At 70.1% G+C, this 19,581-nt stretch carries 16 protein-coding genes and 3 tRNA genes; 13 read left to right on the top strand and 6 right to left on the bottom strand.

All coding sequences use genetic code 11. The features are described 5' to 3' along the window. Positions 1 to 59: 59 nt before the first annotated feature. Together L0B03_RS03830 and L0B03_RS03825 are read right to left on the bottom strand one after the other, a co-directional pair. Complete coding sequence (locus tag L0B03_RS03830; RefSeq protein WP_250444262.1) at positions 60 to 1,844, bottom strand: type IV secretory system conjugative DNA transfer family protein; 1,785 nt, start codon at positions 1,842 to 1,844, stop codon at positions 60 to 62. Between the two features lie 3 nt (positions 1,845 to 1,847). Continuing rightward, positions 1,848 to 2,570, bottom strand: a complete 723-nt coding sequence (locus L0B03_RS03825; protein ID WP_250444260.1) for a hypothetical protein — start codon at positions 2,568 to 2,570, stop codon at positions 1,848 to 1,850. 440 nt (positions 2,571 to 3,010) lie between these two features. Between L0B03_RS03825 and L0B03_RS03820 the strand changes: the two genes are divergently transcribed. Beyond that, a complete protein-coding gene (locus L0B03_RS03820) occupies positions 3,011 to 3,328 on the top strand; it encodes a hypothetical protein (RefSeq protein WP_250444258.1) in 318 nt (105 codons plus the stop codon). A 923-nt stretch (positions 3,329 to 4,251) separates the two neighbouring features. On the opposite strand, the gene L0B03_RS03815 is transcribed toward L0B03_RS03820, so the two are convergent. Then, positions 4,252 to 5,529, bottom strand: a complete 1,278-nt coding sequence (locus L0B03_RS03815; RefSeq protein ID WP_250444256.1) for a hypothetical protein — start codon at positions 5,527 to 5,529, stop codon at positions 4,252 to 4,254. 104 nt (positions 5,530 to 5,633) lie between these two features. Further along, entirely contained in the window at positions 5,634 to 5,909 is a 276-nt protein-coding gene (locus L0B03_RS03810) for a hypothetical protein (RefSeq protein WP_250444254.1), read from the bottom strand. Positions 5,910 to 7,879: 1,970 nt separating this feature from the next. Here L0B03_RS03810 and L0B03_RS19515 point away from each other — a divergent pair. The 3 genes from L0B03_RS19515 to L0B03_RS03795 all read left to right on the top strand — a co-directional run bounded on the left by L0B03_RS19515 (position 7,880) and on the right by L0B03_RS03795 (position 10,820). Further along, complete coding sequence (locus L0B03_RS19515) at positions 7,880 to 9,382, top strand: tyrosine-type recombinase/integrase (protein WP_250444252.1); 1,503 nt, start codon at positions 7,880 to 7,882, stop codon at positions 9,380 to 9,382. A gap of 97 nt (positions 9,383 to 9,479) precedes the next feature. Further along, a tRNA-Ser gene (locus tag L0B03_RS03800) sits at positions 9,480 to 9,561 on the top strand. 71 nt (positions 9,562 to 9,632) lie between these two features. After that, positions 9,633 to 10,820: an MFS transporter gene (locus L0B03_RS03795; RefSeq protein WP_250444250.1), complete on the top strand. Its 1,188-nt coding sequence runs from the start codon at positions 9,633 to 9,635 to the stop codon at positions 10,818 to 10,820. A gap of 9 nt (positions 10,821 to 10,829) precedes the next feature. Here L0B03_RS03795 and L0B03_RS03790 read toward each other — a convergent pair whose 3' ends face one another. Next, a complete protein-coding gene (locus tag L0B03_RS03790; RefSeq protein ID WP_250444247.1) occupies positions 10,830 to 10,973 on the bottom strand; it encodes a hypothetical protein in 144 nt (47 codons plus the stop codon). A 63-nt stretch (positions 10,974 to 11,036) separates the two neighbouring features. On the opposite strand from L0B03_RS03790, the gene L0B03_RS03785 reads away from it, so the two are divergent. From L0B03_RS03785 to L0B03_RS03745, 9 genes are all read left to right on the top strand, one after another. After that, complete coding sequence (locus L0B03_RS03785) at positions 11,037 to 11,474, top strand: PPOX class F420-dependent oxidoreductase (protein WP_250444245.1); 438 nt, start codon at positions 11,037 to 11,039, stop codon at positions 11,472 to 11,474. Positions 11,475 to 11,580: 106 nt separating this feature from the next. After that, positions 11,581 to 12,759, top strand: a complete 1,179-nt coding sequence (locus tag L0B03_RS03780) for a PP2C family protein-serine/threonine phosphatase (protein ID WP_250444243.1) — start codon at positions 11,581 to 11,583, stop codon at positions 12,757 to 12,759. Next, entirely contained in the window at positions 12,759 to 14,732 is a 1,974-nt protein-coding gene (locus L0B03_RS03775) for a glycosyltransferase (RefSeq protein WP_250444241.1), read from the top strand. The genes L0B03_RS03780 and L0B03_RS03775 overlap by 1 nt, the downstream gene beginning before the upstream one ends. Then, the gene (locus tag L0B03_RS03770; RefSeq protein ID WP_250444238.1) at positions 14,716 to 15,051 is read left to right on the top strand and encodes an STAS domain-containing protein; all 336 of its coding nucleotides are present in this window, start codon (positions 14,716 to 14,718) and stop codon (positions 15,049 to 15,051) included. Before L0B03_RS03775 ends, L0B03_RS03770 begins: the two co-directional genes overlap by 17 nt. Continuing rightward, positions 15,032 to 15,451 carry an ATP-binding protein gene (locus tag L0B03_RS03765; protein WP_250444236.1) on the top strand — a complete coding sequence of 140 codons (420 nt, stop codon included), beginning with the start codon at positions 15,032 to 15,034 and terminating at the stop codon, positions 15,449 to 15,451. The genes L0B03_RS03770 and L0B03_RS03765 overlap by 20 nt, the downstream gene beginning before the upstream one ends. A 58-nt stretch (positions 15,452 to 15,509) precedes the next feature. Beyond that, positions 15,510 to 16,781, top strand: a complete 1,272-nt coding sequence (locus L0B03_RS03760; RefSeq protein WP_250444234.1) for a threonine/serine exporter ThrE family protein — start codon at positions 15,510 to 15,512, stop codon at positions 16,779 to 16,781. Between the two features lie 87 nt (positions 16,782 to 16,868). Then, a tRNA-Ser gene (locus tag L0B03_RS03755) sits at positions 16,869 to 16,958 on the top strand. Between the two features lie 111 nt (positions 16,959 to 17,069). Then, positions 17,070 to 17,142, top strand: a tRNA-Arg gene (locus tag L0B03_RS03750). Positions 17,143 to 17,283: 141 nt separating this feature from the next. Next, complete coding sequence (locus L0B03_RS03745; protein ID WP_250444232.1) at positions 17,284 to 17,532, top strand: hypothetical protein; 249 nt, start codon at positions 17,284 to 17,286, stop codon at positions 17,530 to 17,532. Positions 17,533 to 17,613: 81 nt separating this feature from the next. Here the strand turns inward: L0B03_RS03745 and L0B03_RS03740 are convergent, their stop codons facing one another. After that, entirely contained in the window at positions 17,614 to 19,152 is a 1,539-nt protein-coding gene (locus tag L0B03_RS03740; RefSeq protein ID WP_308199991.1) for an MDR family MFS transporter, read from the bottom strand. Positions 19,153 to 19,581 lie beyond the last annotated feature (429 nt).

Below are 19,581 nucleotides of genomic sequence, written 5' to 3'. Positions count from 1 at the left end.
CCACTGCCCTCCACCCGGAGACGCAGCCAGTATGAGAACGGCACCAGACCCGTGACGGTTCACACACCAGTGATCGCGCACTGACCGGGCTTGTTCAGCAAGATCCACCGGGACGATGCGTTCGCGCCCTGGTGCATCACGTCCGTCGGCTCAATCGCCGGGACGAGCTGGCGGTCCACGAATCCGTGTCCCGCAGCCGTGCCAGTCGTGATGTCGACCGCGGAGTCCGCGAGGTTGACCGCGGCACGCTCCTTCGCGCCCCACCTCATGCCGGCCAGGCGGGCGAGCTTCTCGGCGGAGTCCGCGTCGCCGACACCGTGGATCAGCTTGATGTTGGTGTCGGTGAGGATCTTCTGCTCGTCCGCTGCGCCGTTCGCGCCCTTGCGCAGGTCACCGATGTCCTGGGTGACGAGCATCCACCTCAACTTTGAGGAGCGAGCCATCGCCAACGCTGGGGTCACGTTGTGCACACCAACGTTGGAGAACTCGTCCACGAACACCAGGCCCGGCTTCGTGTTGCCAGTTGCCTGGAGGCGTGAGGCGAGGTTCGTCAGGTCGTTCACAACCAGCCCGCCGAACGCCTCCGCGCCCTTCTTGTAGAGCATCGTCGGGATAGAGAACAGAACGACCCCGGACTGGTCCCACACGTCCTGCAGGTCGATGAACGGGGCGTCGTTGTCGTATCGAGTCCACTGGCCCAAGTGAGAGTTCCGCAGGGTGCGGACACGCGGGGCCAGGCCGCCGATGCCACGCATGTCCTGGCTGACGTGGTTGATCAGCTCGGCGAGCTCCTCGCGCAGGGCCTGAACCTCAGCGGTGTTTCCCTTGAGGAACTTCAGCTCGTTGACGAGTAGGTTCGGGTTCAGCAGGCGCTGCACCATCGCGAAGTCACCCTCGAGTGCGGTCCGCTCGGGCAGGGCCTCGATGAACTTGAACAGCGTGCGCAAGTAGTCCAACGAAGTGGTCATGTAGTGGTAGTCGGACCACTCCGACGCCGCGACCAGCAGGTCTGACTTTGACGTGTAGTTCCCGTGCCGGAACGGGTCGTACCTGCACGGGCCGTGCTCGGAGTACACCCACAGGGGCCGGTTCCACCGGGCGCACCACTCCGCCACCTGGTCGATCAGCGACGAGTCGCCCTTCATGTCGACCACGGCGGTGAACATCCCGTCGCGGATCGACGCACGCACGACCTTCAATGCCGTGGTCGTCTTGCCCGTGCCAGGGGCGCCCATCGCGAGCATGTGCCCCTCGGTGTCCTGCCAAGGGAGTTCGACGGGCAGGCCGCTGTCGGTGTCGATGCCGAACGTCACGACACCGGCCTTGTCACCCTGACCGGACTCGACGGCCGCGATGAACTTGCGCTGGCGGAACTGGCGCCACATCGTCATCGGCCGCTCACGGTCACGCCACGGGGGGGTGCGGCACCAGGCGAGGAACGCCATCCAGCAGGCGACGATGGTTCCCACGAACCACGCATCGGCGATCACACCAGCCCAGTTTGTCGGCTCGGTTGCCTCAGGGATCGTGAACGACGCCACGGTCACACCACCGAGCACCTCGGCCCAGAAGCCGAACCCGGCGACCAGTGCGCCCTTCGTGAGCAGCGGAACCAGGAGCGTCGACACGAGGCCGGCGGCGGCGACGTACCAGCGCCACAGTCGACGGCGCAGACCCCACATCCACCAGGCCAGGACTGGGATCGACAGTGGCACCGCGACCAGCATGAGCAGCCCGACGGCAGCGCGGAGTGCCCACTGCTGACCGGAGGTGAGGTGGAGCAGCGTGCGTCCACGGAGCGTGCGCGGAGGGTTCGAGCCGACCGCAACGAGGGGGATGCGCATGGGTCAGCCCTCCACGGGGGTCGAGGTGGCGGTGAACCAGTCAGGGCGGTGTGCCGCGTTGTAGCGGCGGACCTCTTCGATCGCGACGCCGTCACAGGCGATCACCGTCGGAGCAGGACCGGTGGGCGGGGTGCCGTCAGGTGCCTGGTAGGTGATCGCGTGCTCGTGCAGGACCGCCCCGGCGTGACGGCCCATGAGCATGAGAGTGGTTGGCCGCGTCAGGTGCACTGGCAGGCTCGCGAGCTCCTCACTGGACGCGTCACGGACGCTCCACCGGGCACCGATGTACCACCACGACGGCCCCTCGGTGCACAGGGTCAGGTGCAGGTCGGCGTACCGGGTGCGGTGCGCCCACGGCTCGCTCGGGATGATCGGGGCAGACGAGCGTGCCAGTGACGTGGGGAAGACAAACCGGTCCTCCTTGAGCGTCTTGATCACGAGCCCTCGGACGATCCCGGTCAGGCTCATGCCCCGCCCGAAGGTGGATCGCAGTGCGGCGGTTGCCGCAGCCTCGGTCGCTTCGTCGATCTTGGCGACCGGCCAGTTCGGCCCTTTGCCGACCCGTGATGGTTGGTAGGGCAGTGCCTCTCGCACGGCCGCGACCGGGTCTGCGGCGATCCGCTCGAGCGCTTCGCGAGTCAGGTGGGCGATCGGACGGTTGTGGTTGCGGGCCCATTCGGCCATCTCATCGGCCACCGGCTGGGGCCATCGGATGCTGGTTGCCATGATGCACTCCTCTTGGTTTCACTTCTTACATCTAGGCTACCTCTCTGTCTAGACACGTCTAGAGTTTCCAGCGGCTCTGGCTGCGGCAGCCCTCTGACGTGGCGCAGAGGCTGTCTAGTCATGCGCGTGCCGCTCGGCGGAGTCACGCACCTCAGTCGCTACGGTGTCGACCATGACCAGGGACGCCCGGTCCCGGCCGACATTGAGGCCGATCTGCGGTGACCTCCGGACTGGCGGGCACGCGAGTTGGGCAGCCGGGAGTCGGCACCTGACGGGGGAGTGCCTTCGACCCGCCTAGTCGGGGCGGGCCACCGCGGCGCCGCCCTAAGCCTGGCCGAGTACAAGACAGCGAGCTGCGGGCGCGCCTAGTGTGGCGGCAGTTCAACCGAGCCCGGGCCCAGGGCGTAGCAGCGACCCAGAGAGCGAGAGGCGCGAACCCCATGACGAGCGAGAGCTGCCCCATCTGCGGTGAAGAGGCCGACGCCGACGACTTCGACCCCCATGGCCACTTCTCTGGCGGAGGCGAGGCCGAGACGGGTGACGACTACGGGACCGTTCATCTGCTCATCACCGGACTGCACAAGGACAAACTCGCCTGCGGTGCGGATGTCGACAGCAACGGCTCAAGCACGGGCGAGAGCGACGTCAACTGCCCGGCGTGCCGGGCCGCCGTCGGAGGACTACTGGGACGAGGCCGAGCACGGGTCGCGCCGGCCGACCATGTGCAGTGCCATCCACCCGCGCGCGCGTCGCTCTGATCGGACGTTGCCGACTCCTCCAGCCAGACCGTGGAATCGTGCATCTGATGCACGATTCCTGCGCCACCAGGCCGTCCTTCACCAGAGGCACCTTCCGCGCTGCCCCCCGCGGCAAGGTCCACACGCGCTGACCTGCGCGGACGTACCTACTCACTGAGCCGGGAGTTCTTGCGCCTGAGGCAACTCCCGGAAGTTGCCTGCCGACAATCCACCTTATGTCAATAATTGCCCTTCAAGCGGTCAACAAGGCGTAAATCTGACGCGCTCCCCTGGGTCATACCCCCACAACGCGCATCCAGCCACGCCCCACCACAGCCCGCCACAGCCCCGCTGAGCGCCCCAGAGCTCACCGCCCACCCTCGGCCGGGTGAAACGTCTTTACCGCCGCCTGTGGGCCGTGGACGTTTGCGCTGGCCCCCCGTCTGGCGGGCCCCACTGCGTCTACACAAAGCGTAGACTCGACACATGGCACCATCCAGCAGCTCGCACCCCCTGCCCGGCGAGGACGGCCCCCTGCGCATGCGGTTGGGAGGCCCGCCCATCACCGACGATGAAGCCCTCGGCGTCGCACGCCGACTCGCACGCCTCCAAGCGGCCCACGGCCGGCGACTTACCAGTCTCGCTGAACCCGACGTTCTCCCGCCCGTGGATGGGCCACCCGTCCAATCGGCGCACCGCCTCAACCCGCGCCTACTGATGCGCGTGCGCGCCAAGGCCGAGATGGAAGGCCGCACGGTGACGTCGGTCATCACTGAAGCCCTCGAGGCGTACGCCGCCACCGCGCCGGGGTCGCGGGTGCGGTGGGTGCCACCCCGACGGCAGGACACCTAAGACCTCCTCCGTCATCGCCGTCCGTGGGTGGAGGGGATGACGGGCTTCCGCGCCCGTCCACGGTTCTGGACGCTCGATTGTCCGCTGCCGTCTTAGAAGGGCGGCTCGTCCGGAAGAGAGATTCCCGCGACCTGAACGGGGCGCTTGTTCCTCAACCGGCCGTCTGTGAATGCCACCGCGGCTTCACTCAGCGCCGCAGGCGTTGGCGGGCGTCCATGCCTGGCCTCGTAGGAAGCCCTGAAGTGGTTGAGGGCGCCGCAGAGATCGCGCAAGGCCGAGCCCGAGGCATCTTCGTAGCCGTTGGCCTTCGCCATCTCGGTGAGTGCATCGATGTGCTCGGCGCACTCACCGAGGATCCATCGCTCAAGATCGACCTGCGACGCGGCGCGCTGGTGTGGCACGCCAGCCGCCGGCGTTCGCTCGTCGCACTCCGTGGCAGCCTTTACCGCGCTCTTGACCTGTGACGGTCGAGTCAAGTTGACCAACGAATCGAGCAAGACACCATCATCCACGATCTCTACGATCTGCGCCGGTGTGGTGATGCCGTACCGGTCAGAAAGGGTCGGAAGCAACTTGCGGGCGATCTGCCGCGGTGATTTCGCCTTCCGCCGTCGCCAGTACTCTTCGAGCGCTTCGAACGCCTCATCTTCGGTCGGTCCGTCCTCGGGGTGGTGCGGATCACCCACCAGCAACTCGGCCGGCTCCCCCCAGAACGCTGCGTCGCGCCCTTCTGGCAACTCCGACAGGTCCTCTGTCACGTCGATCATCGTCATCGAGTCCTCACAGAACGCCTTGACCATGGCTGGAATCGCCGCCGCGACCGTGTCCATCGGCACCGTCCACGTCGGGTGCTCCGCACCTCGGTGCACGACCGGATTAGCGGCACGCCACGCCGCGATGAGCGCGTCTACGACCACGGCTGCCGGGGTCGTATCGTCCCCTGTCACGCCAGGCGCGATTTCCTTGTTGCTCCACCTCGCCCTGCGCTGCTCCAGCAGAAGGATCGCAGACCGGCGCGTCGCTCGGAACGTGCGGCGGGCACGGGGGAGGTACACCAGACGATTACGCGTGAGCTCCCAATCACTTCCCGGTAGAGCCTCGACAAGCCCCTTCTCGCGCCAGGTGAGCATGTGCTTTTCCATGACCGACACGCTCACCTTCGACCTCTTGGCGAGTTCCGCGACCTCGACAGCCACGGTCCAGCGACTCGCGTTCACGGCATCGAGGTGCTTCGCGACGTCGTCGCCCACAACCCGCGAGCGGCTGTACTCATTGGTGCTCTCGATCACTCGACGCGCCAACTGCACGAGGGGGAGTTTCTGCGAGTTGGTGAGGTCGTCGTAGCCCGGGTCGTCCAGGACAAGTTCCATCGCCTTCCATCCCATGATGGTGCTACCCTTCCATTCGATGACTGGTCTAGACGGGCACCCTCGCGCATGTCTCCCGGCACAGGAGGCGCGGGGGTGCTCGTGCTTCAGGTGTCGGCGGATGCTTGCCGACGGCGGATGCGGGTGGCGGACTGTGTGACGGCTGGTCGCGTGACACCACCAGCCCGCGCGATCTCTGAGTGGGTCCAGCCGTCGGCGACTGCCGTGATCAGGCAAGTTGCCCAGTGGGCCTCAACCTCACGACGCTCGGCCGCTACGCTCCGCCACTCCTCGATTGTCTGAGCGGAGCGGCTCGGCTTGGAGATCTCATCGGCGGTGACGGGCAGCTCCGTCTGCTGCCACACCTCGGGGTTCGTACTCATGACTCCTCCTTCGTGTGTCAGGTACGTTACCGCACCGTCTATACAGGCTCTTGCACCGGTCCGCGCAACTGCCGGCGTGGGACTGGCAGACGGAGGGGAGGGATGACGTCGACGCACTCCCGTGGGGGTGCCGTCAATCGTGCGGGCACGAGCCCTCAATATTGAGGGCACCCGCCCCCAGGATTGACGGCACCAACCCTTGGGCTTGCGGGCCGTAGTAGTTGGACTTACTTACTGCAGGACTTCAGCAACTTAACTACTTCCCCCGCACGCTTCGCGAGCGGGGCCCGGGACCGGCCGAAGCTTCGAGCACCCACACACGCTGGCCTCCTTGCGCGCAGTTGAGCGCACAGATTATGGCGACGATCCAGACTCGGGCAGGCCGAAGGTGCTTGAGGTAGATCGGCTCCCCCGGCCCGCAAGGTTGAGGGCACCCCCAAGATCGCCGCCGTGACCCGCGACCCCCGTGCGCCGAACGCGAAGAGCCCCCGTTGTGGGAACTAGTACGCGGGAGCCCAAACCCACATGGTGGCCACGGATTGCCCGCCGCCGGTCAGGCCGGCAGCGCGCACCACTGATCCGCTCGCAGGTCGACCGGGACGGTCCCTGCATCCCACCGGTCGACCGAGGTGCACCCTTCCGCGACCCGGGCCCCGCACCAGCACGCCGATGCGTGGTGGCGGCGGTCCGCGGTGCATCGGCACGCGGGGCCGGCGGTGGGACTTGACCCCGGACGCGCAGTTACACCCCGCAACTCTTGCGGGGTCTAGCTCCCGGCGGTCGTGGAGGCGCAGGTCAGATGCACACGCAGATTTAGAGCACGCGCTTCTTGCGTGTGCATCTGACCTGCACCCACCCCGCGCCGTCGGGGAGCTGGCGCCACCGCGCCGGGCCGATCTCCACGGTCGTGACGCTACGCGCGGGGCCGGCGGGCCGAGAAGAACCGGGCGTCCCTGGGACAGGCCGATGCTGCTGACCGGCCTCATCGGGAAGCTCCGCGGGCAGGCGCTCCTAGCGGTTTCACCCGGTGCGCGGGACCTCGAGTGGGATTTCACGCTGCGGTGGGTGGTTACGCTTGAGGCAGGCGGGCGGCTGCCTTTCCGGCGCCCCTTCGGGGGCGTGGTTGCGTGTGTCTCGACAACACAAGGCCGCCCGCCTACCTCACCCTCCGCCAGCCCGTCAGGCGCCGTCAACGGCTGTTCTTGACCTTGTGGCTTGTGGTGCAGCCGCTGCTGGTGTCGCGGGTGATCATCTGCTTCGCCGCGCGCGTCGCACTGCGCTTGCTGCCGACCGTGATGCTCGCGCCCGTCCGCTTGCTGCTCGCGGCCTGCTGTCAGCGGATGGTGCTCTTGAGCCTGGTCCTCCACCGCTGGCGGGCGCTCGGCGGGTGCCCCCGACCTCGACGACGGCATCGGTCCACGAGACGCTGGCCTCGCGTGCCTGTTCCACCGCCGCCGCGAGTTCGCGCTCGGCAGCCTCGCGGCGCATCGCTGGCAGGCGCAGCACGAGCACGGGGCCGACGGACCGGGTGAACTCTCATTCGGTAATCGAATATCTAGCATGCGCTCGTGCTGAGAAGGCGCTCTGGCCAGCCCGGCAGTCAGCCAGCGTCTATACAGTGGAGTTGTGACCGCCGCTCCCGACACCGCGCCCCAAGGCGCTGTGCTGTGTCCGCGGTTCGTCACCCAGGCAGAGGCCAGCCGGCTACTGCGCGTCAGCGCCGAAGTGCTGCGGACTGCGTGGCAGAAGGGTGAGATCGGCCGCTACGGGCCGCCCAGCGGCGCGAAGGTGATGTACGACCTGGGCGAACTGCTCACGTGGTACGCCCGCCCTCACCGGACTGAGAACCGGACGAATCAGCCCCGGAAGTACAACCGCCCCGCAGGGCTCCCCGGGAGCAACCGCCGTTGGTGAACGTGACTAACACACCGGTTCTCTGAGACCCAAACCGTTCGGATACGATCCCCCGGGTGAGTGGCGCGATCGCCGTCCCCGACGGCCTAGGCACCGTGTTCCAACCATCGGGACGCACCCGTTGGACGGCCCAGATCCCCTTCCTCGACCCCACAACGGGCCGTCGCCTCAAGCGCACCCAGACCTTCAAGCAACAGCCCGAAGCGGTCGCCACCCTTCTGCGCTGGCGCACCCTCACCGACGCGGAACATGCAGCGGCTGAGCGTGCCCGCAAGGAGAAGAGGAAGGTGGAAGAGGGGATCGCGCCCGTGGAGGAGGTCCTCACGGTGCGCGAGCTCATGGCGCTGTGGCTCGATGAGAAGGACCCATTGCTCGACCGGAAGGCGGCCAAACCTCATCGGTTCACAGAGAAGCGGGTCGCCCAGGCGACCTACGACGACTACGAGAGCCAAGTCCGCGTGTGGATCCTGCCGCACCTCGGGAACGTGACGCTCGCCGCACTGGAGAACCCCGAGTCCACCGAGATTGACGACTTCATCGACACCCTGCAGGCAGCGACGACCCAAGACCGCCGGAAGGGGCGCCTGTCGTGGTACCGGATGCGGTCGATCTGGCGACGTCTTCACCAGGCCCTGACCTACGGGCAGAAGCGCGGACACCTAACGAGGCATCCGATGCTCGGGATGGAGGTCCCCGAGCATGACGTACGGGCCACAGGACGCAAGGCCACCCCAAGCCGAACCAAAGTTGCTCTTCGACTCGAGGAGCAGGAGGCGTTCCTTGGGTACGTGAAGGAGCGCTGGCCCAACCACCCGTCAGAGCACACTCGCTGGCGGTTCGCTTTCGAGGCTGGGCCCCGGCAGGCGGAAGCCCTGGGCTTGACGTGGGACTACCTGGACCTGGACACCGGTGAGGTCCACATCCGGCAGCAGCTCGAGCACGTCAAGCATCGCCACGGATGCCCCGGTCCGTGGAGGGACCCCGAGACAAGCCCGTGCACCCTCGAGTGGTGGGCGGCTGGTGGGGACCGATCGAAGCGGCGGGCCGCCTACCGGTGCCCGCAGCGCGTGACTGGGGGGTTCTACATTGACGCAGCCCTGAAGTACGACTCGGAGCGGACCGTGCTGCTAGACGAGGAACTTGTAGACGAGTTCCGCGTCATGAAGGCGCTGCGGGACTCAACGACACCTGAGGTGTCCCAGACCGAGCGGCGTCGCCTCGAAGACGTTCGGGCGCAGGGCCGCTACCCGGTCGTTGACGCCGATCTAGTCTTCCGGTCAGATCGCGGCACCCACATCAGCGAGGGCCTAGACAACACCAGGTGGCACCAGATTCTGGACGGGGCGGGCATCAGCCGTATCGGTCGCACGGTCCACGCCGCTCGACACACGGCCGCGTCGAGCTTGGTTCGGGCTGGGGTCCCGCTCTCTGTGGTGAAGGAGATGTTGGGGCACTCCACGATCGCGGTGACCGAGTCGTACGTGACCACCACGGAGACAGAGCAGGCTACGGCGATTCGGCTGCGCCGCGAGTACCGCACGCGAGCCGGGACGTCCTAGCAACCACTTGCACCCCGAGGGGTCGATGGTGTAGGGCTCAGGGACGGCTAACAACGGCTAACATCTCCAGGGTCGCAGGCGGCGCAAGGCCGTGAACAGGGCAAATGGGAGAGATCGCGACGGTCTTGAAAACCGTTAGTGCGATGACCTCGCACTCAAGGGTTCGAATCCCTTGCCCTCCGCTTCGGGTGCAGGACTTCTGGGCGGTCGCGCCTTTCCCCCCGCAGGCCCCTCCGCCTAGGCTCCCTCCATGCGTGGGGGGCGTCAGCGGAAGGCCGTGCTCGGCGCGTCCTTGGTCGGTGGGTCGGGTGAGCTGCTCGACTTCCTCGTCCCGCTCTGGGCCGGAGCGGCCCTAGGTGCCACGCCGACGCAGATCGGGCTTCTCGTGGGCGTCGAGCTCGCGGTGTCCTTCGTCGCACGGGCCCTGGCCGGTCGAGCCTCGGACACCTACGAGCGCACCCGGGTCGCCGCCCTCGGGGCCGCCCTCTACGCGGCGAGCTGCGCGGTCTACGCCGTCGCCCCGAACGTCGGCGTGGCCTTCGTGGCCGCGGTCGTCGGCGGGGTCGGCGGGCCGCTGCTCTGGGTCTCGGTGCGGGCCGTCGTCGCGGAGGCCCTCGAGGACGACGCCGAGGCCTTCGCGCGACTGACCTCGGCCGTGGCCTTCGCCTCGTGGTTCTTCTGGTTCCCCGCGATGTACCTGCTGCCCCTCCTGGACTTCTTCGGGGTCTTCACGGCGCTGGCGGTCACCTGCGCGATCGGGGCGATCGGGCTGCTGCTGGCGCCCCGCGTGGCCACGGCCGACCGCACCGCGCCGCGTCCGCTCCGCCGGGACGTCCTGCGGCTCCGCCCGCTCCTGGGTGCGGTGATGCTCATGGCCGTGGCGGAGGGCGGGATCGGACTCCTCCTGCTCCTGCACCTGCAGGCGTCCTTCGGTCTCGAGATCTACCAGATCGCCCTCGTCTACCTGCCGGGGGGGATCGCGATGACCGTGCTCCCGCGGCCCCTGCACCGTCTCTCCCGTCGGTGGGGACGGCGCGCCACCTACGCGGGGGCGTGCCTGGCGTCAGCGATCTGCTTCGCGGGCCTGGCCGTGGCCCCCGGCCCCGTGGCGGTTGCTGTGCTCTGGGTCCTGGCCAGTGCGGGGTGGGCGGCCCTGGCGCCCCTCCAGGAAGCCGTCGTCGCGGAGGCCTGCGAGGACCGGGTGGGGCGGGGGATGAGCCTGCTCGGCAACGCCGCCCTGGTCGGGGCCACCGTCGGCGTCATGGCCGGGGGCGCCCTCTACGAGGCGTTCAGCTGGGCCTGGGCCTGCCTCGCTCTGGGCCTCGTCGCGGGGGGCACCGCCGTCCTCGGCCCTCGCGCGCTGCGGGCGATGGGGGTGCCCGACCAGCCCTCCGGCGTGGTCGACGCGACTCCGGGACGATCCGCCGACGGGACGTAGGCGGGACGGTCAGCAGGACTCCGACGGGCCGGTCGACCTGGCCACGCGGATCAGCAGGTCGCGCAGCTGTGCGGCCTCGGCGGGGCGGAGCGCGCTCAGCAGCCCCTCCTCCGTCGAGCGCAGGGCACCTCGCGCGCGTGTCAAGATGAGCACGAGCGCCGCACGTCGACGCTTCCTGCCTGGGGCGCCTTGTTCGCTCCACCACTGAGAGCAGCCATGACCGACACCGCCAGAACCAGCCTCGAGTCCGACGACGGCGGTCTGCCGCTGCCCGCCGAGCTCGTCGACCTGCTGCGCAGCGCCGCGACCTGCTACCTCTCGACCGTCATGCCCGACGGGTCGCCCCAGCTGACCCAGACGTGGGTCGACACCGACGGGGTCGACGTCCTGATCAACACGGTGACAGGCCACCAGAAGGCACGGAACGTCCGGCGCGAGCCTCGGGTCTCGTTGGTCGTGAGCTCGCCCGTACGTCCGTCGAGATACGTCGAGATCCGCGGCCTGGTCACCGCCGCGACCACGGAGGGCGCCGAGGAGCACATCGAGGCCCTGGCCCAGCGCTACCTGGGTGGCCCCTACCCCTGGTACGGCGGTCGTCGAGAGCAGCGCGTCGTGCTCCGGATCAGCCCACGCAAGATCAACACGATGGGGTGATCGCCCCTCCGGCCGGGTCCGGACAATCTGGGACGGACCTGCCCGCAGGACGGCGTCGTCGGGCGCGGCGCGCGCGGCGGTCACGGGGGCTCGTTAGGGTCCTGGCATGGCAGGTCGGATATCGGGTGGTGAGATCGCGCGTCTTGCTGCCCTGGGTGAGCTCGGGATGCTCGACACCCCGCGCGAGGAGCGCTTCGACCGGGTGGTGCGTCTCGCGCAGCAGCTCTTCGACGTCCCGGCGGCGTTCGTGTCCCTCGTGGACACCGACCGGCTGTTCTACAAGGCCGAGGTAGGCCTGGGGAAGACCGAGGCGCCGCGGGCCGGGTCGTTCTGCACCGTCGTGGTCGAGGACGACGAGGGCATCGTCGTGCGGGACGCGACGGACGACCCGCGCTTCGCCGCGAGCCCCTACGTCACGGACGACCCGAACATCCGCTTCTACGCCGGGCAGCCCCTCGCCGCCGCCGGGGGCCACCGCGTGGGCACCCTGTGCGTCTACGACACCAAGCCGCGAGAGTTCAGCGACGCCGAGTCGCGGCTGCTGCGGGACCTCGCCCGCTGGGTCGAGAAGGAGCTCGTGGTCGAGGACGAGCTGCGCCGGGCCGGGGAGGTCCAGGCCAGCCTGCTGCCCCGCAGCGAGCCCCGGGTCGACGGCTTCGAGATCGCTGGGGCCTGCGTCCCCGCGCAGCAGGTCGGCGGAGACTTCTACGACTGGCAGACCGTGCCTGACGGCGCCGTGGTGCTGACCCTCGCGGATGTCATGGGCAAGGGCATGGGCTCGGCGATCATCGCCGCGACGGTCCGCGCCGTCCTGCGGTCCTCCTCGCGCCGCGCCACCGTCGAGGAGGCCCTGGCCGATGCCGAGCTCGCCCTCGAGAGCGACCTGTCGGCCGCAGGGTCCTTCGTGACGGCCCTGCACGCCCGCCTCGACCCCACCACGGCCGTGGTGCACTACGCCGACGCCGGGCACGGGCTCACCCTGCTGCGTCGCGCCGCGGGGGACCACGAGCGCCTGGCGCCCACCGGCCCGCCCCTGGGGATGGCCTTCGGGGACGAGCGGGTCGGGGCCGAGGTGACCCTCGCGCCGGGGGACATGCTGCTCTCGGTGAGCGACGGGGTGCTCGACATGCTCGACGGCAGCCTCGACTCCCTCGCCGTGCTCGACGGGGTCCTGGCCGGGGCGGCCGGGGCGCACGACGCGGTCGAGCGCGTGGTCGACCTGACCCGCCGGCAGGCCCGTCGGCCCGACGACGTGACCGTCCTGGCCCTGGCCCGGGAGGGCTGATGGGCCGCCAGCTCCTGCTCCGCGTGATCGTGGTGGTCACCGCGATCCTGGGCGTCAACTACGTGGCCTGGCGCTGGCTCGAGTCGGTCAACTGGTCGGCCTGGTGGATCGCGATCCCCCTGGTGATCGCCGAGACCTACAGCCTGGTCGACGTCCTGCTCTTCGGCACCACCATGTGGAAGGCCAAGACCCGCCCCGCGCCCCCGCCGCCACCGCCCGGGGTGACGGTCGACGTCTTCATCACCACGTACGACGAGCCGGTCGAGCTCGTGGCCCGGACGGTCGAGGCCGCCCTCGCCATCCGCCACCCCCACAGCACCTGGGTGCTCGACGACGGGTCGCGGCCCGCGATGCGCGCTGCTGCGGAGGCTCTCGGGGCCGGCTACATCGAACGCACCATCGACTGGGCCGATCGTCCCCGGCACGCCAAGGCCGGCAACCTCAACAACGCCCTGTTCCAGACCGAGGGTGAGTTCTTCCTGGTGCTCGACGCCGACCAGGTGCCCGAGCCCGAGATCCTCGACAACACCCTGGGCTACTTCGTCGACGACGCGGTCGCCCTCGTGCAGACCCCGCAGTACTTCACCAACGTCTCCGAGGCCGACCCGCTGGGCAGCCAGGCCCCCCTGTTCTACGGGCCGATCCAGCAGGGCAAGGACGGCTGGAACGCGGCGTTCTTCTGCGGGTCCAACGCCGTGCTGCGGCGTGATGCCCTCATGCAGCTGGGCCTGGTGGGCTACGTGCGCGAGACCGAGCGGGCCGTGCGCGAGGCCCTGACCACCGGTCGGTCCCTGCTGCACCGCGCGAGCAAGCAGGCGGAGGACCCGCGCGAGGCCATGGCCCTGCGCCAGGTCCGCAAGGCCGTCGACGGCGCCCTCGAGCGCGTCGCGGCGGGGGAGCCGGTGGCCGCGGTGACCTACGACTTCCAGCGCCGCCTCGACGAGGTCTCGGCCAGCATGGTGCACGCCGACCTCGCAGCCATCCGCGCGGACCTCGCGGCCCTGGACCTCGGTGGCGAGGTCGGGGCCCTGCCGATCGCGACCGACCGGGAGCTGGGGGCCACGCTGGTCGACGAGTCCGCCCTGGCCCAGCTCGCCGCCCGGGAGCTGTCCCCGCTGCATGCCATGGCCGAGGTCCAGGCCCTGGTGGGGGCGGTCGACGTCGGGCGCTCGGACGAGGCCATCCCGGTGATGCCCGTCGCGACGGTCTCCGTCACCGAGGACATGGCCACCGCGATGCGGTTGCACGCCCTCGGGTGGCGCACCGTCTACCACCACGAGCGGCTCGCCTACGGCCTGGCGCCGGAGGACATGGCCACGATGATGACCCAGCGCCTGCGCTGGGCCCAGGGCACCCTCCAGGTGATGCTCAAGGAGAACCCCCTGGTCCAGAAGGGCCTGAGCGTGGGCCAGCGGCTCATGTACTTCTCGACGATGTGGAGCTACCTCTCGGGGTTCGCGGCCGTCGTCTACCTCGCGGCGCCGGTCATCTTCCTGTGCTTCGGCGTCCTGCCGGTCACCGCCTGGACGGTCGACTTCTTCATCCGGTTCATCCCCTTCTTCCTCGCGAGCCAGGTGCTGTTCCTGGTCGCCGCGCAGGGGGTCCGGACCTGGCGCGGGCAGCAGTACTCGTTGGCCCTGTTCCCGGTGTGGATCAAGGCCGTGACGACGGCCGCGGCCAACGTGTGGTGGGGTCGCCCGCTCGGCTTCGCGGTGACCCCCAAGGTCCGGCAGGACGGCGCCGGGGCCTGGCGCCTGGTCCTGCCCCAGCTCACGGCGATGGTCCTGCTCGTCGTGGCGGCCGTGATCGGTGTCATCCGCGCGAGCCTGGGTTACTCGCTGTGGGTCGGTACCGTCGTGAACCTCGCGTGGGTCGCCTACGACCTGCTCGTGCTGAGCGTGATCGTGCAGGGGCTGCGATACCGCGGCTACACCGAGTCTGAGGAGACCACCACCCATGAATCTCGAGCGTGAGCTGCCGACCCCGACGACGGCCGTCCTGCGGCCGCGCGGGCGCCTCACCATGGCTGCTGCCACGACCCTCAAGACGGCGATCGACGGGACCGTGGCCGACGGTCACCACCTGGTGGTCGTCGACCTGGGGGAGACCGAGTTCCTCGACTCCTCGGGGCTCGGTGCTCTGGTCGGCGGGCTGCGGGTGGCCCGAGCCGCGGGCGGTGACCTGCGTCTCGCGCGGGTCGGCACGCAGGTCCGCACCGTCCTGGAGCTGACGACCATGGACCGGGTCCTGACCCCTCACGTGACGGTGGACGATGCCTTCGCAGCGGGGTGACGCCCCCGGGGTGCTGCGCATCGAGGGCTGCGTAGCCCCCGAGTGCCTCGACCACGTGCAGGACGCGATCGCACAGCTGTGGGAGAAGGCTCCGCAGGCCAGCGACGAGGCACGCATGATGTTCGAGATCGCGGTGGTCGAGGTGGTGGGCAACGTGGTCGAGCACGCCCCGAAGGGGCGGGGGTTCGAGGCCACCGTGCTGCTGGGGGCCGACGCCGAGGGTGCCTGGGCCGAGGTGCACGACACCGGGCCGCCCCTGGACATCGACCTCGACGCGGGGCTGCCCGAGGACCTCGCCGAGTCCGGCCGCGGCCTGGCTCTGGCGCGCCGGACCGCCCACGAGCTCACCCTGACCCGGGTGGACGACCACAACCTCTGGACCGTGCTGCGCCGCTGGTGAGGGCCCGGCGGACCCTCGTCCTGTCTCCGGCCCGGCCCGACCCACCAGGATGGGGCCCATGGTGAGCGCAACGGATGAGGACGCCCTCGAGCCGGTCAGCCTGATCCGGCAGTCCGGGACGGTGCTGCGCATGGGACGGGCGATGCTGTCCTCCGGGACGGGCAGCTACCGGGTCAAGACCGCGATGCAGCAGGTGGCCCGCGCCGTCGGGCTGGACCGGCACCAGGCCCACGTGACCCTGACCGAGATCACCGCGACCTCCCACCGCGGGCCGATCTTCCGCACCGAGGTCGCCGAGGTCCGCCAGATCGGCGTCAACTCCCACCGGCTCCAGGAGCTGACCGACCTGTGCAACGGGCTGCGGCCGGGGGTCGCCGTCGAGCACATCAACAGCGAGCTCGACCGCATCGAGGGCCTGCCGCCCCTGTACCCGGCGCTGGCCAACGCACTCTTCGCCGCGATGGCCTGCGGGGCGTTCGCGTACCTCAACGACGGCGGCGTGATCGAGGTGACCGGGGTGTTCCTCGCCGCGGGGCTCGGGCAGTTCGTGCGGCGCTTCTTCCTGCACCGGCGGGTCAACCAGTTCGGCGTGACGATGATCGCCGCGGCCGTCGCCTGCCTGGTGTACCTCGGGTACGTGCTGACCCTCGACGCCGTCGCCGGGGGAGCGGGGTCGAGCCACGAGGCCGGCTACATCTCAGCCGTGCTGTTCCTGGTGCCCGGGTTCCCGCTGGTCACCGGGGCCCTGGACCTCGCCAAGCTCGACTTCTCCGCCGGGGTGGCCCGGACGGTCTACGCGCTGATGATCCTGACCTCGGCCGCGCTCGCGGTGTGGGGGGTCTCCTGGGTGGCGGGGCTCGACCCCTCCCCGGCCCCGGCGGCCGAGCTGCCCGTGCTGGTGGGGATCGCGCTACGGATGCTCGCCAGCTTCCTCGGGGTGCTGGGCTTCGCGCTGATGTTCAACTCGCCCCTGCGGATGGCCCTGGCTGCCGCCGGGATCGGGATGGTCGCCAACGTGCTGCGGCTCGAGGTCGCCGACCTGGGCGTGGCCATCCAGGCCGCGACCATGATGGCGACCCTGGTCGTGGGACTGCTGGCCGCCTGGGTGGCTCCGCTCATCAAGGTGCCCCGCATCACCATCTCGGTGCCCGCCGTCGTCATCATGGTGCCCGGGGCCGCGGCCTACCGGGCGGTCGTGGGCCTGAACAACGGCGACGCCGAGGTCGCGGTCACCTCGGGGGTCCAGGCGATCTTCGTCGTCATCTCGATCGCGGTGGGACTCGCTGCCGCCCGCATGCTCACCGACCGGGCCTGGGCCTACGACCGCTGATCCTCCCGCCCCCCACCCTCCCGAGGTGGGGTGGGAGGCGGGGTTTTGCTCGGGGGGAGCGGCGGCAGGTACGCTGATCCGCACACTGGAGACGTCGCATAGTCAGGTCTAGTGCGCGGCCCTGCTAAGGCCGTGAAGGTGTCAAGCCTTCCGTGGGTTCAAATCCCACCGTCTCCGCGTCGCGCGGGGCCGCCCCTCCGGGGGTGGCCCAGCGCACAGGTCAGGCCGAGCCCCGATTGGGTGCTGGGCGCCGTGGCATGTATTCTCATGCGCGGTCCAGATGACCACGCGCCCGTAGCTCAACGGATAGAGCATCTGACTACGGATCAGAAGGTTGGGGGTTCGAATCCCTCCGGGCGCACAGAGAGCGACGGGCCCCGCCACCAGCGACAGCGCTGAGGCGGGGCCTTCGTCATGCTCGGCAGAGGAGCAGGCCGGTGTCCTGGCGCCGGTGCCACCGTGACCGCCCGTGAATGACCAGCTGCACCACGAGGAGCCCAGGATGACGCCGACCAGGCCTGGCCGGTCACGCGGCCTGACGTTCACCGAGCGCTTCCTGCTGCCGTTCACGGGGCCCGCCGACGTCGGGGACCCGCGCCGCGGCAGCGAGGTCAGCCCCGCGCAGCGGGAGAGGGCCGGTCGCCTCACCGGGGAGCTGCGCCGGGTCACCGGCCACGACGGTCGCAGCTACGTCGTCACGGTCGACGGCGGTGAGCCCCCCGCCGGTGCGCCGGAGCCCCCGGCCGGCTGAGCCCACCGGCCCCAGGAAGGCTCCCGCGCGGCATCGGTGAGGTGGTCTTCCCTGGCGCCGCCCGGCGCGGCGGGCTGGTCCTCAGTGAGCGGCGGGCAGGCTCGGCTCCGAGGGGACCGGGCGAGCAGCCCGCACCGCGAAGGCGATGGGGATGGTCAGCAGCATGATCCCCGCGCCGACGAGGAAGGCCGCGTGGGTGCCGCCCGCCGTCGCCTCCACCTCGGTCGCGCCGGACGAGGTGAGGGCGGCCGCCTGGATGGTCATGACGGTGACGAACAGGGCCGTCCCGGCCGCGCCGGAGACCTGCTGGACGGTGCCGATGGTCGCGCTGCCGTGCGGGTACAGGTGCGGCGGCAGCGAGCCGAGGGCCGAGGTGAACAGGGGCGTGAACATCATCGCCAACCCGCCGCTGAGCACCACGTGGCAGGCCACGAGCATCCACACCGGGCTGGCCGCGCTCAGCATCGCGAAGCCCCAGGCGGCGGCGCTCACGAGCACGGTGCCGGGGACCACGAGCACGCGCGCCCCGAACCTGTCGAAGGCCCGTCCGACGAAGGGGGCCGCGAGGCCCATGAGCAGCCCGCCGGGCAGCAGGATCAGGCCCGCCTGGAGCGGGGCCAGCCCGAGGACGTCCTGGGCGTACAGGGGAAGCAGGATGATGGTGCCGAACAGGGCGCCCATGCTGACGGCCATGAGCAGGATCGCGACCGAGAAGGTGCGGGTGCCGAAGGTGCGCAGGTCCAGCAGCGCTGCGTCGCGTCGCTGCAGGCGCAGCTGCCGCCACACGAAGAGCCCGAGGGCCACGACCCCGACGACCACCGGCAGCAGGGCGATCGCGGTGCCGCCAGCCCCGCCCCCGCCGTGGGCGGCGGACTCGCCGAGCTCGGTCAGGCCGTAGACGAGGCCGCCGAAGGCGAGGGCCGCGACGAGGATGGACAGCAGGTCCACCCGGGCGGGCCGTGGGCTCGTCAGTGCCGGCAGGCGCAGCGCGCCCAGGGTGAGGGCGATGGCCGCGATCGGCAGCATGATGACGAACAGCCCACGCCAGGGCAGCACGCTGAGCACGAAGCCGGAGAACGTGGGGCCCATGGCCGGGGCGACCGCGATGACCACCGAGATGTTGCCCATCGTCTTGCCACGCGCGGTGGGCGGGGTGACGGCCATGACCGTCGTCATGAGCAGCGGCATCATGACGGCCGTGCCGCTGGCCTGGATGACTCGGCCGCCCAGCAGCACGGGGAACACGGGGGCCAGGGCGCACACCAACGTGCCGAGGGTGAACAGGCTCATCGCCGTGAGGAAGGTCGCCCGCGTGCCGAGGCGCTGCATGACGAACCCGGTGATCGGGATGACGACGGCCATGGTGAGCAGGAACACCGTCGTGACCCACTGGGCGGTGCTCGCCGGGATGGCGAAGTCCGCCATGACGTTCGGCAGCGCCACCCCCATGGTCGTCTCGTTGAGGATGACGACGAAGGCCGAGACGAGCAGCAGCCCGACGGCGAGGCGTTCCTGCGCCCCCATCGTGGTGGGAGGTGCTGGCGGCGCCGCGTCCCCGCCGTCAGGTCGGTCGAGGAGGTCCGCGCCGGTGGTGGGCGTGGGGCGGGCGGCGTCGGTCACTGGTGCTCCGGTCGAGAAGGGGCGCGTGGGGTGCGCGGGCGTGCGGGCGGCCTCGCCAGCCGTCCCGGGCCTTGTGCCCAACGCGCGCCGGGCTGCCGGTGTTCCCGGGGAGTGGTTCCACGTCAGCGCCTCGGGTGGCTCCCGTTGCGTCCGCGGGCGCGGCCGACGCGCACCCGGCGCACGAGGTACCGTCGTGGCATCCCGGTGATGGTCGACGGTGCTCCTACCAGGACTCTCGAATCGATTCGAGCCGTGGCCCGTCGAGGCCCGGCCGAGCAGGACGGAGCGCCCCGATGTCCGACGCTGATCTGCGCGCGCCCATGGCTGAGCCTCGGCCCCCGGCCCGCACCCGGGGCTCGCACGCTGGTCCGGGCCTCTCCGCGACCCCGCCCGAGCAGGCCACCGCCCCCCGCGCCCGGCTCGCCCTCG

The organism is Actinotalea sp. C106 (genome assembly GCF_023630195.1).
Lineage (GTDB): Bacteria > Actinomycetota > Actinomycetes > Actinomycetales > Cellulomonadaceae > Actinotalea.
Note: the sequence above shows the minus strand (reverse complement) of the source record. Positions and strands in the feature narration are given on the sequence as shown.